Annotated in this window: 13 protein-coding genes and 1 pseudogene; 3 read left to right on the forward strand and 11 right to left on the reverse strand. The window is 52.7% G+C overall.

Annotation, left to right across the window (positions count from 1 at the left end):
* The 6 genes and pseudogenes from JTI85_RS21630 to nanR all read right to left on the reverse strand — a co-directional run.
* Positions 1-74, reverse strand: a pseudogene (locus tag JTI85_RS21630) (YhcH/YjgK/YiaL family protein); the annotation flags it as partial.
* Between the two features lie 2 nt (positions 75-76).
* Complete coding sequence (gene nanK / locus JTI85_RS19755; RefSeq protein WP_115601390.1) at positions 77-946, reverse strand: N-acetylmannosamine kinase; 870 nt, start codon at positions 944-946, stop codon at positions 77-79.
* Complete coding sequence (locus tag JTI85_RS19760) at positions 943-1632, reverse strand: N-acetylmannosamine-6-phosphate 2-epimerase (RefSeq protein WP_061068695.1); 690 nt, start codon at positions 1630-1632, stop codon at positions 943-945. The genes nanK and JTI85_RS19760 overlap by 4 nt, the downstream gene beginning before the upstream one ends.
* 47 nt (positions 1633-1679) lie before the next feature.
* Positions 1680-3170 (reverse strand): sialic acid transporter NanT, encoded by a 1491-nt coding sequence (gene nanT, locus JTI85_RS19765; protein WP_219351937.1) that lies wholly within the window; start codon positions 3168-3170, stop codon positions 1680-1682.
* A 110-nt stretch (positions 3171-3280) separates the two neighbouring features.
* Positions 3281-4174: an N-acetylneuraminate lyase gene (gene nanA / locus JTI85_RS19770; RefSeq protein WP_137376846.1), complete on the reverse strand. Its 894-nt coding sequence runs from the start codon at positions 4172-4174 to the stop codon at positions 3281-3283.
* A gap of 134 nt (positions 4175-4308) precedes the next feature.
* Positions 4309-5100 carry a transcriptional regulator NanR gene (gene nanR, locus JTI85_RS19775; protein WP_048213441.1) on the reverse strand — a complete coding sequence of 264 codons (792 nt, stop codon included), beginning with the start codon at positions 5098-5100 and terminating at the stop codon, positions 4309-4311.
* A gap of 360 nt (positions 5101-5460) precedes the next feature.
* On the opposite strand from nanR, the gene dcuC reads away from it, so the two are divergent.
* Entirely contained in the window at positions 5461-6828 is a 1368-nt protein-coding gene (gene dcuC, locus JTI85_RS19780; protein ID WP_137346603.1) for an anaerobic C4-dicarboxylate transporter DcuC, read from the forward strand.
* 44 nt (positions 6829-6872) lie between these two features.
* Here the strand turns inward: dcuC and sspB are convergent, their stop codons facing one another.
* The 5 genes from sspB to zapE all read right to left on the reverse strand — a co-directional run bounded on the left by sspB (position 6873) and on the right by zapE (position 10514).
* Positions 6873-7370, reverse strand: coding sequence for a ClpXP protease specificity-enhancing factor (sspB, locus tag JTI85_RS19785; RefSeq protein ID WP_048213443.1), 498 nt, complete (start codon positions 7368-7370; stop codon positions 6873-6875).
* A gap of 5 nt (positions 7371-7375) precedes the next feature.
* A complete protein-coding gene (gene sspA / locus JTI85_RS19790; protein ID WP_048213444.1) occupies positions 7376-8014 on the reverse strand; it encodes a stringent starvation protein SspA in 639 nt (212 codons plus the stop codon).
* Between the two features lie 317 nt (positions 8015-8331).
* On the reverse strand, positions 8332-8724 hold the full coding sequence (gene rpsI, locus JTI85_RS19795) for a 30S ribosomal protein S9 (RefSeq protein WP_003025138.1): 393 nt from the start codon (positions 8722-8724) through the stop codon (positions 8332-8334).
* Between the two features lie 15 nt (positions 8725-8739).
* Positions 8740-9168: a 50S ribosomal protein L13 gene (rplM, locus tag JTI85_RS19800; protein ID WP_003025141.1), complete on the reverse strand. Its 429-nt coding sequence runs from the start codon at positions 9166-9168 to the stop codon at positions 8740-8742.
* Positions 9169-9386: 218 nt separating this feature from the next.
* The gene (gene zapE, locus JTI85_RS19805) at positions 9387-10514 is read right to left on the reverse strand and encodes a cell division protein ZapE (RefSeq protein ID WP_219351938.1); all 1128 of its coding nucleotides are present in this window, start codon (positions 10512-10514) and stop codon (positions 9387-9389) included.
* A 192-nt stretch (positions 10515-10706) separates the two neighbouring features.
* Here zapE and zapG point away from each other — a divergent pair, with 192 nt between their 5' ends.
* Both zapG and degQ read left to right on the forward strand, forming a co-directional pair.
* On the forward strand, positions 10707-11105 hold the full coding sequence (gene zapG, locus JTI85_RS19810) for a Z-ring associated protein ZapG (protein ID WP_048213446.1): 399 nt from the start codon (positions 10707-10709) through the stop codon (positions 11103-11105).
* A 168-nt stretch (positions 11106-11273) separates the two neighbouring features.
* Entirely contained in the window at positions 11274-12641 is a 1368-nt protein-coding gene (gene degQ / locus JTI85_RS19815) for a serine endoprotease DegQ (RefSeq protein ID WP_219351939.1), read from the forward strand.
* The last annotated feature ends 65 nt before the right edge of the window (positions 12642-12706 follow it).

A 12706-nucleotide genomic window follows, 5' to 3' on the forward strand; every position in this document is an offset into this window, starting at 1 on the left:
GCATGCGTTAATGCCTGCTGCAATACCGGATGCAATCCAGCAGAAAGCTGAGACTGTAAATCCCCTGACATCATCATCATTCTCCCTGGGCCAACAGCGCGGCCCCCAGTAGTCCAGCGTCATGACGGTAATGTGCCGCCAGTAATTTCACGTGATAAGTCGCGGGTTCCTGTGCCAGCCAGGCTTTCACCTGCGCCAGATAACCTTCAGCCAACCCGACGCTTCCGCCAATAACAACGCACTGGCAGTCGGTTGTCGCCTTCACATCGGCAATCAGACGTGCCAACGTGCATGCCGATCGCTGAATCAATTGACACGCCTGTTCATCCCCTTGTCTGGCCCGGCTAAAAATAGTTTTTGCATCACATCCAGCAAGTGAACCTTCGGCTGCCGCTGCAATCCCACGGCCAGAAGCGATAGCCTCCACGCACCCCACTCGTCCACAACCACATTGCGGACCATACGGGTCCGCCAGTGTATGACCTACATGCCCCGCCAGCCCCCCGGCTCCGGTTAACAACTTTCCGTTGCTAACCACGCCGCCACCAACACCGGTCGATACAGTAATAAACGCCATATCGTGGTATTTCCCGCCAAGTGCATGATATTCAGCCCACGCAGCGGCCTGTGCGTCATTCACCGCCAACGTCGGTAGACCGGTGAATGACTCCAGCGTTTGCACCAGCGGGAAATGCATCAATCCCCCCAGATTTAATGGATTCAGTGCCAGGAGCGCGCCCTCACGGATGATGCCGGTTGAGGCAATCGCCACGCGCTGAGCCTGTGCCAGCAACGGCTCAATCAGCGCTTCCAGAGCAGCTCGCAGCGCTTGTGGTGTTTTGCTGGCGGGTGTCGGAAGTTCGTGACGGTCACGCATTTGCAGGCGACCATCAACCAGTGCAGCGGCCAGTTTAGTACCGCCGATATCAATCGCCAGGGTGGTCATAGCGCGGCCTTTTTCATCGCCGTGGTGTACCACTGGCAAATGTGTTCCAGTCGGGTAATAGCAGAACCCACTGTCACCGCCCAGGCCCCGTGGCGCATGGCTTCAGCTGCTTGTGCTGGCGTGTTATAACGTCCTTCGGCAATCACCCGACACCCGGCATCACGTAACGCTTTCACCAGCGCCAGATCCGGCTCATCTGGTGTTTCTGGTGTCGTATAACCCGACAGCGTCGTACCAATAATTTCCGCGCCGAGTTGCTGGCAGGCCAGGCCGTCTTCCAGCGACGAACAGTCGGCCATGGCCAGACAGTGATGTTGATGAATTCGTGCCAACAGTGCGGCGACGGGAACAGGACGCACGCGGTCTGTACCATCAATCGCTATAATGTCAGCTCCCGCCTGCGCCAACGCATCGACATCATCTAAAAATGCAGTGATGCGTACAGGGGAGTTAGCAAGATCGCGTTTCAGAATACCTATAATTGGCAGCGAAACGACCGCCCGGGTCGCCTGCAGGTTTTCCACGCCTTCAATACGCAGCGCCACCGCACCAGCCTGCTCGGCTGCCAGCGCCATGGCGGCGACAATTTCAGGTTTATCCAGCGGGCTGTCAGGAACGGGCTGGCAGGAGACAATCAGTCCGCCATCAGCGGCAATCTTTTTATCCAGTAGCTCAAGTAACGACATACATCTTCCCTTTCGAATCTTGCCCGGCTCAACGCCGGGCAAGCGGATTAACTTTTTGATTTCACCATGGTGCTTTTATCGCCGCCAAACGGCACGGCTCCACTAAACGGTTTACCATCAATGGCATCATGTGTACGTAGTGCTTCAGGCCGCAGCCAGCGCTGTACACGAGACGGCATATCAAGGCCAATCAGCAGGATCACCACAAATGTCAGACCGAAAGAGAGCGATCCCAGCGCGGTGCCCAGATCCAGACGTTGGGCAATCAGCGCGCCGATGATCGGTGCCAGTGCCCCACCAAGTGCCCCCACGTTATAGGTGAAGCCCAGGCCCGCCGCACGCTGGTCGGTATCGAAATAACCACCAATAAGTTTTGGTAAGATCCCGGAGATCCCCTGCCCAAGCATTTGCTGGAAAAACAGTAGCAAACCCAGAACCCAGACGTTGGCCCCGCCAATCGCAAACACAGGGATAATCAGCAACTGCGAGGCCAGCAGACTGCACACATAAGCCTTGCGGGTACCCAGCCAGTCGCCAAGGAAACCACCGACGCAGCAGCCAACCGCCGCACCAAAGCCGCTAAAGAACAGGACCCTGGCAACCGTTGAAGGGTCATACATCAGTTCAGTTTTCAAATACGTTGGCAGCAGCGCCTGAATCGGCCACGAGTAGAGAAATGCGAACAGCACGACAACCATCAGCATCACACCCGTCGGCCAACGTTTACCGCTGCTTTGCACCATAAAGCTAATGAAAATAAACGCACATATCAGGCCGAGGACCACCACGATAGCCGCATTTTGCAGGTCGCCAGCAAAGCAGAACCACAGCGCGGTTGCAGCGGCGATCGTCATCAGAATATTAATTACCCGATGCTCGCCCCGGTAGAGAATATCCACCATAGTGCGCACTGGCGCTTTACCTGCGTGTTTTTCTTTCCAGTCCTCTGCCTCCGGAATATTTTTACGCAGCCAGAGGGCAAAGATAATCGGCAGAATGCCGATGAAGAACAGCGCACGCCATCCCCAGACCGGAACCACCAGGCTGTAGACCTGCGCAGCGATCACCGCGCCAACGGAGAAGCCGGAAATCAGGAAGCCGCTGGCTTTATTTCGCAGGTGTTTAGGCCAGCTTTCAATAACATAAGTCGCGCTGGAACCGTACTCACCTGCCATTCCCATACCGATTACCAGGCGGGCGATAAACATGGTGGTGTAGCCTGGCGCGAAGCCACAGGCCAGCGTCCCCACTGAGAACAGAATGATGCTGGTGACCATCGCCAGGCGACGTCCGTAACGGTCACCCATCGCCCCCAGCATTAACCCGCCAAACCAGCGGGAGATAAAGGCGGCGGAGATCAAACTGGCCGCCTGCACCGTCGTCAGTCCGAATTCGCCTTGTACTTCGGTCAGCACAAGGGCGATTAACACAAAATCAAAACCATCAAGCAGATACCCCAACCAGGCGGCAGAAAATGCCCGCCATTGTGCCCGATTGAGATGGCGATACCACGGGATGCTCTGGGTAGAAGTACTCATTTTACTCTCCCGACGATCTTTGTTGTTGAGCCGGATGGCGGCTTCGCCTTTTCCGGCCTACGGTCGAAAAATCCAGGCCGGGCAAGCAAAGCGCCCCCGGCTACCCGCGGTTACGCTTTTTCCGCCAGCAGTTGGTTCGCCAGCGCTTTCAGTTCTGGCAAATATTGTTCATCTACCGGAGCGAACGGTTTACGGCACAACGGTACAGAAACCACATCCATATAGTGCAGTACCGTTTTCAGACCGCGGAATACGCCAACCTTGATGAGCAGATCGATAACCTCATTGCACTCGGTTTGCAGCTTTTGTGCAGCCCGGATATCGCCTTCTTTGAGCGCTTTCACAATTCCCTGATAACGCCATCCCATGATGTTGTAAGTACTGCCAATCCCACCATCCGCACCGGCCAGCAACCCAGAAGCGAAGATCTCGTCATAGCCGTTGTAAAGCACCAGATCGGGGTGAGCGCGGCGGATCTGTTCCATTTGATAGAGATCGCCTGAGGTTTGCTTCAGCGCGCCAACGCCCGGCAACGTCACCAGCGTGTTGATCTGATCCAGCGTCAGTTTTACGCCGCTCAGTGCCGGGATGTTATAGACCACCATCGGTAAGCCATCGGCGGAATCAATAATTGCGCGGTAGTGATCGCAGTGCTCTTCAAAGCTGAACGGATAGTAAAACGGCGTGACGGCCGAAACCGCATCAAATCCGTAGCGATGCGCAGCGCTCGCCAGCTGCTGGCTCTCTTCAGTGCTCACCGTGCCAACGTGGGCAATTAAGGTCACTTTACCTTTCGCTTCTTCAGCAACAACTTCCAGCACCTGTTCTCTTTCAGCGCGGTTTTGGACAAAGGCCTCACCCGTTGAGCCACCGACATAGAGCCCATCAACGCCCTGCCCAATGTTGAAACGCACCAGACGGCGCAAGCTCTCGGTGTCCAGTTTCTGCTGGTTATCGAATGGAGTTAATAACGCTGGCATTACGCCTTTTAAATTTCTTGCCATAACGACCTCTGAAGATGATTAGTGTTGTCTGACTGCATACCTTTATACCTGTTATACCAGATCAAATAAGCAGCAATACAATACAGAACGTTTATAGTGCGATCTGCTTCACTAAAAGATCGTCAGGATCGCGATTACTTACGCAATTTTTTACTTTTGCTGAAGGCGTGCCAGGTTGCGGAAACGCTATTGAGATGTTCTTGCAGTGCGCGGTCTGCTTCTTCAGGATCGCGCTGGCGAATCGCGTCGACAATAGCGATATGCTGCTGATAACTCACGTTATTGTGCTCATACAATTCTTGATCGGCGACGGCCGGACGGGCAGCTATTAACCAGTCTAACAGCGCAACATGGATCGCCATAAAGATGGGGTTGCCCGGGATCTCTGCCAGCACACGGTGGAAGTCAACATCTGAACGGATGAAGAGCGCATTGTCTTCCAGCGACTGACTGTTGATCTCCAGCGCTTTCGCCAGCCTGTCGATTTGCTCGTCAGTGGCATGCTCTGCGGCATAACGCACCAGGCTGGACTCAAAGAACAATCGCAGCTGCTCAAAATGGGAAATACCACCAGGATGTGAGAGGAAATCTTTCGCCATGCCGGACAGTTCGCTGATAATCGTATCGGCCGAAGGACGTGAAACGCGGGCGCGTTCACCGTTGTTAATTTGCACCAGACCTTTACGCTTTAACGCCGCCAGCGCTTCTCGTACAGAAGGACGGCCAACATTGAAAAAAGCCATCAGTTCTCGCTCTGACGGCAACTGTTCCCCTTCGCCAAATTCCCGACGGCGAATCATCTGTTCAAGTTCTTCCTCAACCATTTCAGACAGTTTTTTACGCGCCAGCGGGCGGCTGCGTAAGCTACGGCCAATGGTGGATGGAGAGTCTTCAGCTTGCGAATCAAATGCGTTCATAGGGTCCATTCAGCTAAGTCGTGGTGACAAATAACAGCGAGTTCATCGTAACACAGGATCGAAAGCAGGGTGAAATGGTGGTCTGTGGGGGATATGCTCATACCGATGATATATAAAATTCATATATTTAAATATGAATGATTGAGCGGACAGTTTTTTATTACCATGGGATAAAACTAACTTTATGAAATCTGCGAATATCATCTTTAAAATAAATCATAAGCCACTATTTTAAAACGAAAAATAACCAAACCTCGATTATAAAAACACGATATCCACTCCAAAACACATGCCAGAAAAAATATAACATCCGCATTTAAAACAGCGTTATTACCGGATTTATCTTCTTCTCTGGCATGGAGTGAAAAAATGTTCGGCATTATTATCTCTGTCATCGTTTTATTAACGATGGGTTACCTGATCCTCAAAAACTACAAACCACAGGTAGTACTGGCAGCAGCCGGGATCTTCCTGATGATCTGCGGCGTCTGGTTGGGGTACGGCGCACTGGTCGCCAGCGACAAAAGCAGCGGTTATCTGCTGGTCGATATTTATAATGAAATTCTTCGTATGCTTTCAAACCGGGCGGCCGGACTGGGGTTATCCATCATGGCGGTGGGCGGTTATGCGCGCTATATGGACAGAATGGGAGCCAGCCGGGCAATGGTCAGCCTGTTGAGCCGCCCACTTAAGCACATCCACTCACCCTATATTGTGCTTGCCGCGACGTATGTAATTGGTCAAATCATGGCACAGTTCATCACCAGTGCTTCCGGATTGGGCATGCTGCTGATGGTTACGCTCTTCCCAACGCTGGTCAGCTTGGGCGTGAGCCGTTTATCCGCGGTAGCGGTCATTGCCACTTCGATGTCGATTGAATGGGGCATTCTGGAAACTAACTCAATTTTCGCCGCACAGGTTGCGGGGATGAAAATAGCCACTTATTTCTTCCACTACCAACTTCCTGTTGCATCCTGCGTCATCATCGCCGTCGCCATCGCACACTTTTTCGTTCAACGCCGGTTTGATCAAAAAACACAACCAGACAGCACAGGCTTCAATGAACAAAAGACGCTGGAAAATGTGCCGCCACTCTATTACGCCATTTTACCGGTGATGCCGCTGCTCCTGATGTTGGGCTCGCTGTTGCTGGCGCATATGGGATTAATGCAGGCAGAGTTGAATCTGGTGGTGGTGATGCTAATGAGTTTGTCGCTGACCATGTTTGTGGAGTTTCTTCATAAACATAATCTGCGTGAGACTATGGATGATGTGCAGGCGTTTTTTGACGGCATGGGAACACAGTTTGCCAACGTCGTCACACTGGTGGTGGCCGGTGAGATCTTTGCCAAGGGTTTAACCACTATCGGCACCGTCGATGCGGTGATTAAAGGTGCGGAACACTCCGGGCTTGGCGGTATCGGTGTGATGATCATTATGGCCGTGGTTATCGCCGCCTGCGCAATTGTGATGGGATCCGGGAATGCACCGTTTATGTCATTCGCCAGTCTGATCCCGGATATTGCTGCGGGGCTGCATATTCCTGCGGTTGTGATGATTATGCCGATGCACTTCGCCACCACGCTGGCACGTGCGGTTTCACCGATTACCGCTGTGATTGTCGTGACATCCGGTATTGCTGGCGTGTCGCCTTTTGAGGTAGTAAAACGGACAGCCATCCCAATGGCGATAGGATTTGTGGTCAATATGATTGCCACTATCGCGCTGTTTTATTGATATCTGACGCAGAATGCAAAACAGGCCCGCAAGGGCCTGTTTGATTATTTCACTACGCGTAGCGCCGGACGCCCACCGCGAGGAGGCGGCGGTGTGTCGTCAGGATCGTCATCGTGATTATCCGGTTTATCGCCATCAATCACCGACATCACCGTTTCGTTTTCGCTCTCAGGCGCGACATCGTCATCATTGAGGCTGTCGACATCTTCGTCATAGGCCGCTTCAGGTTCAAACATCGTTCCTGCGCCATTTTCACGGGCATAGATCGCGAGTACCGCCGCCAGTGGTACGGAAACGTTGCGCGGCACGCCGCCAAAGCGCGCGTTAAAGCGCACTTCGTCGTTTGCCAGTTCCAGATTGCCCACGGCACGCGGCGCAATATTCAAAACAATTTGCCCGTCACGTGCATATTCCATCGGAACCTGCACGTCCTGGAGCGTCACATCCACCACCAGGTGCGGCGTGAGCTGGTTGTCTAGCAACCACTCATAGAATGCGCGCAGCAGATACGGACGGCGTGGCGTTAACTGTGGCAAATCCATACAGGTTAACCCCGGCCCAGACGCATTTCACGTTCAGGCTCAGTCAGAGAAGCCAGGAAAGAGTCACGTTCAAAGACGCGGGTCATATACCCTTTCAGTTCTTTCGAACCTGCACCGTTGAATTCAATACCCAGCTGCGGTAAACGCCACAGCAGCGGCGCCAGGTAGCAATCGACCAGGCTGAACTCATCGCTCAGGAAATACGGTTTTTGACCAAAGACTGGGGCAATTGCCAGCAGCTCTTCACGCAGACGTTTACGTGCAACATCGGCTTCAGATGCGGAACCGTTCACGATGACGTTCATCAGCGTGTACCAGTCTTTTTCAATACGCTGCATGTACAGGCGGCTCTCACCACGCGCAACCGGGTAAACCGGCATCAGCGGAGGATGCGGGAAACGCTCATCCAGGTATTCCATAATGATGCGAGATTCCCACAGGGTCAGCTCACGATCCACCAGTGTCGGGACGCTCTGATTCGGGTTGAGGTCGATCAGATCCTGCGGTGGATTGTCCTTTTCCACGTGCTCAATCTCGAAACTAACACCTTTTTCAGCCAGCACGATGCGGACCTGATGGCTATAGATGTCAGTAGGACCAGAAAACAGCGTCATTACCGAACGTTTGTTGGCAGCGACAGCCATGAAAACCTCCAGGTATATTCAGAATTTTTACTGCTACCAGCCACTATGTGACCAGCCAGAAGTGATGTCACCCAGATTCGGGAAAGCCATTACTGTTCAAAATACAAACAAAAAATGAGCGATACCGGACATTTGGGCAGAAAATTGGATGATAGTTTACCAGATTTTGTGACCTTTGTGGTGAGTCGATTCTGGAAATGGGGAAAAAGAGGTGGCAATCAGCGGATTACCGTGGTTCTACGCGGAGAAAATAACCATAAAAAAACCCGCCGAAGCGGGTTTTTTCGCAAATTGTCGTCTGCCGGAGCAGAGTACAATTAACGTTTGGAGAACTGAGGACGACGACGTGCTTTACGCAGACCGACTTTCTTACGTTCAACCTGACGAGCATCACGGGTAACGAAGCCAGCTTTACGCAGTTCGCCACGCAGGGACTCGTCGTACTCCATCAGAGCGCGGGTGATACCGTGACGGATCGCACCAGCCTGACCAGAGATACCACCACCTTTAACAGTGATGTACAGATCCAGTTTCTCAACCATGTCGACCAGTTCCAGCGGCTGACGAACTACCATGCGGGCAGTTTCACGACCGAAGTACTGTTCCAGAGAACGTTGGTTGATTACGATTTTACCGCTACCCGGTTTGATGAAAACGCGAGCTGCGGAACTTTTGCGGCGACCAGTGCCGTAGTATTGATTTTCAGCCATTGCCTATAATCCCGATTAGATGTCAAGAACTTGCGGTTGCTGTGCCGCGTGGTTGTGCTCGTTGCCAGCGTAAACTTTCAGTTTACGGAACATAGCACGACCCAGCGGGCCTTTTGGCAGCATGCCTTTAACCGCGATTTCAAGCACACGCTCAGGACGGCGAGCAATCATCTCTTCAAAGGTCGCTTGTTTGATACCACCGATGTGGCCGGTGTGGTGATAGTACACTTTGTCAGTACGCTTGTTGCCGGTTACAGCAACTTTGTCAGCGTTCAGAACGATGATGTAATCACCGGTATCTACGTGCGGAGTGTATTCCGCTTTGTGCTTACCGCGCAGGCGCAGAGCCAGTTCGGAAGCCAGACGGCCCAGAGTTTTACCGGTCGCGTCAACAACATACCAGTCGCGTTTTACGGTTTCTGGTTTAGCTGTAAAAGTTTTCATTAAAAGCTTACCCAAATAAATAAGTTACACGTTGGTGAACACCCAAACGTTTTGTCAGTTGAGGTTCACACGACATTGTCCAGCAAACCTACCCCTTCGAATAGCCTATGCCGGCGCATAGAAAGTTTTGGGAAAAAAACTCTCTCGTAACGTGGGGTCGCAAGATTATAGAGAAGTCAGGGTCAAAGATCGACCCCTTTATGTGATTTGCGGCAGGTTTAACCAGCTAAATGTTCCCGCTTCAGATACTCCTCGCTTTGCATCTCCTGCAAACGCGACAAACAACGCTGGAATTCAAACTTCAGGCGCTCGCCCTGGTAGATTTCATATAAAGGCGCTGCGGCGCTGACCACCAACTTAACGTGGCGTTCGTAGAACTCATCCACCAGCGCGATAAAGCGTCGTGCCTCACTCTCCATCAGCGTCGTCATGACCGGTACATCAGACAGCAGCACCGTGTGGAACAGGCGCGACAAGGCGATGTAATCGTGCTGACTGCGGGCATCGACGCAGAGCGTGGTGAACGATACCGCCAGCGTCTGGTTCTCAACGGCCAGCGTCTGCATCGGGCGGTGGTTAATCTCCAGCGTCGGCGCGTGATCACCTTTCGCGCCCGCCAAGGCCACCCAGAGCTTATCCATCTGCCGCTGCGTTTCATCATTAAGCGGGGACAGCCATAAGTGTGCCTGAGTTAACGTACGTAACCGGTAGTCAACGCCGGCGTCCACGTTCATGATGTCGCAATACTGTTTAATGGCTTCGATAGCGGGAAGGAAGCGCGTACGTTGCAAACCGTTACGATACAGTTCATCTGGCGGAATATTGGAGGTCGCGACCAGCGTAATGCCACGGGCAAACAGCGCCTTCATCAGACCGCCGAGCAGCATGGCATCGGTGATGTCAGAAACAAAAAACTCGTCAAAGCACAGCACGTCCGTTTCGGCCTTAAAACGGTCGGCAATGATTTCCAGCGGATCGCTCTGCCCCTGCAGGGCGGTAAGCTCTTCATGGACGCGCAGCATAAAACGGTGAAAGTGCAAACGCTGTTTACGTCCGCCCGGCAGGCTATGGTAGAACAGATCCATCAGCCAGGTTTTTCCACGCCCTACGCCCCCCCACATATACAGACCACGCACCAGCGTGTTTTCCTTCGGCTCACGCTTACCCAGCAATTTACCAAAGCGGGCCATCAGTCCACTCTCCTGCGCCGCTGGAGGCGTAATCGTCGTGAGCTCCTGGTAAATCGTTTCCAGTCGATTCACCGCTTCTTGTTGTACGTTGTCGGGTTGATGGCTGCCGTCGTTAAGGGCCTGCAGGTATCGCGATGTCGGGGAAAGGCTTTGCATGATGTTATTGTTATTCCTTGAGAATCGATGTGCCGTCGCTCACGGTTGACGAAAAAAAGGCCGTTCTACATTACGTGATATAAACACGGGATTCCACTTCTACGGGATTAGCGGTTATAGTGGCATAATCAGGCGCAGGCATGGAGCCTAAAGCCAACACCCTACGGAAACAAAAGACAACGGGAGATGTTCATGACCTGGGAATATGCGCTAATTGGGTTAGTCGTCGGTATCATTATTGGTGCTGTAGCCATGCGTTTTGGTAATCGTAAATTACGCCAACAGCAGGCATTACAGTACGAACTGGAAAAGAACAAAGCTGAACTGGAAGAGTACCGCGAAGAGCTGGTGAGCCACTTTGCCCGCAGCGCTGAATTGCTGGATAACATGGCGGACGATTATCGTCAGATCTACCAGCATATGGCGAAAAGTTCCAGCAACCTGCTGCCGGGTATGTCAGCGGAAAACAACCCATTCCGCAATCGTCTGGCTGAGTCTGAAGCGGGTAACGATCAGGCGCCGGTTCAGATGCCGCGTGACTATTCCGAAGGGGCTTCCGGCCTGCTGCGTAGTGGCGCAAAGCGCGACTAACTGCACATCGTTAAGAAATTTATGGGGCGCAGCAATTGCGCCCTCCGCTTCTCTTCCCGTCCCAGCTATTATTTAGTCGTTAGCCTCATTGTGACCAAACCGAAAATTCAATAACATCAAACTGTTTTGAATCATCTTCCGTTTACTCAAGGTACGAGAGCAGGATCCATGAAAAAACAAACCCAGCTGTTGAGTGCATTAGCGTTAAGTGTCGGGTTAACTCTCTCGGCGCCATTCCAGGCCGTTGCGTCGATTCCCGGCCAGGTCCCCGGACAGGCAGCGCTTCCCAGCCTCGCCCCGATGCTGGAAAAAGTGTTACCAGCCGTGGTTAGCGTGAGAGTCGAAGGTACCGCCACTCAGGGGCAGAAAGTCCCGGAAGAGTTCAAAAAGTTTTTTGGTGATGAACTGCCCGATCAACCTTCCCAACCTTTTGAAGGGTTAGGGTCCGGGGTCATTATTGACGCTGCCAAAGGCTATGTTCTGACCAACAACCACGTTATTAATCAGGCACAGAAAATTAGCGTTCAGCTGAACGATGGCCGCGAGTTCGACGCTAAGCTTATCGGCAGCGACGATCAGAGCGACATCGCTCTGCTGCAAATTCAACATCCCAGCAACCTGACGCAAATTGCCATTGCCGACTCCGACAAACTCCGCGTGGGTGATTTCGCGGTAGCCGTAGGTAACCCGTTTGGTTTGGGGCAAACTGCCACCTCCGGCATCGTATCGGCTTTGGGTCGTAGCGGGTTGAACCTGGAGGGTCTGGAAAACTTTATTCAGACCGATGCGTCTATTAACCGCGGTAACTCCGGCGGTGCGTTGCTCAACCTCAACGGTGAGCTGATTGGTATCAATACCGCCATTCTGGCGCCTGGCGGCGGCAGCATTGGGATCGGCTTTGCTATCCCCAGTAACATGGCGCGTACGCTGGCGCAGCAGTTAATGCAGTTTGGCGAAATCAAACGCGGCCTGCTGGGTATTAAAGGTACTGAAATGACCGCTGACATCGCTAAAGCATTCAAACTGGATGTACAACGTGGCGCGTTTGTCAGCGAAGTTCTGCCTAACTCAGGTTCCGCAAAAGCGGGCGTGAAATCCGGTGATGTTATTACCAGTCTTAACGGCAAACCGCTCAGTAGTTTCGCCGAACTGCGTTCACGTATTGCGACAACCGAACCGGGGACCAAAGTCAAACTGGGCCTGCTGCGTAACGGTAAACCACTGGAAGTTGAAGTGACGCTGGATACCAGTACATCATCTTCCGCCAGTGCGGAAATGATTGCACCGGCGTTGCAAGGGGCCACGCTCAGCGACGGGCAGCTAAAAGACGGTGCCAAAGGTATTCGAATTGATAACGTTGAAAAAATTAGCCCAGCCGCACAGGCCGGCCTGCATAAAGATGACGTCATCATCGCCGTTAACCGCGATCGGGTGAACTCGATTGCCGAAATGCGTAAAGTGCTGGAAACGAAACCGTCAATCATTGCTCTGCAGGTCGTTCGTGGAAACGAGAGTATTTACCTGCTTTTGCGTTAACCTGGACAACCGGACATCAGCCCCCCGTGTGATGTCCGGTAAACTCGTGATATGCTGCTGCCGTT

It is taken from the genome of Citrobacter sp. Colony219 (genome assembly GCF_019382635.1).
Classification (GTDB): Bacteria; Pseudomonadota; Gammaproteobacteria; order Enterobacterales; family Enterobacteriaceae; genus Citrobacter; species Citrobacter youngae.

What these genes read in the sequence shown, in the direction of transcription:
- zapG (WP_048213446.1), top strand. Translation starts at nt 10,707, where the DNA reads ATGACCTGGGAATATGCGCTAATTGGGTTAGTCGTCGGTATCATTATT.
- nanR (WP_048213441.1), bottom strand. Translation starts at nt 5,100, where the DNA reads ATGGACCCTATGAACGCATTTGATTCGCAAGCTGAAGACTCTCCATCC.
- nanA (WP_137376846.1), bottom strand. Translation starts at nt 4,174, where the DNA reads ATGGCAAGAAATTTAAAAGGCGTAATGCCAGCGTTATTAACTCCATTC.
- nanT (WP_219351937.1), bottom strand. Translation starts at nt 3,170, where the DNA reads ATGAGTACTTCTACCCAGAGCATCCCGTGGTATCGCCATCTCAATCGG.
- JTI85_RS19760 (WP_061068695.1), bottom strand. Translation starts at nt 1,632, where the DNA reads ATGTCGTTACTTGAGCTACTGGATAAAAAGATTGCCGCTGATGGCGGA.
- sspB (WP_048213443.1), bottom strand. Translation starts at nt 7,370, where the DNA reads ATGGATTTGCCACAGTTAACGCCACGCCGTCCGTATCTGCTGCGCGCA.
- sspA (WP_048213444.1), bottom strand. Translation starts at nt 8,014, where the DNA reads ATGGCTGTCGCTGCCAACAAACGTTCGGTAATGACGCTGTTTTCTGGT.
- zapE (WP_219351938.1), bottom strand. Translation starts at nt 10,514, where the DNA reads ATGCAAAGCCTTTCCCCGACATCGCGATACCTGCAGGCCCTTAACGAC.
- rplM (WP_003025141.1), bottom strand. Translation starts at nt 9,168, where the DNA reads ATGAAAACTTTTACAGCTAAACCAGAAACCGTAAAACGCGACTGGTAT.
- rpsI (WP_003025138.1), bottom strand. Translation starts at nt 8,724, where the DNA reads ATGGCTGAAAATCAATACTACGGCACTGGTCGCCGCAAAAGTTCCGCA.
- nanK (WP_115601390.1), bottom strand. Translation starts at nt 946, where the DNA reads ATGACCACCCTGGCGATTGATATCGGCGGTACTAAACTGGCCGCTGCA.
- degQ (WP_219351939.1), top strand. Translation starts at nt 11,274, where the DNA reads ATGAAAAAACAAACCCAGCTGTTGAGTGCATTAGCGTTAAGTGTCGGG.
- dcuC (WP_137346603.1), top strand. Translation starts at nt 5,461, where the DNA reads ATGTTCGGCATTATTATCTCTGTCATCGTTTTATTAACGATGGGTTAC.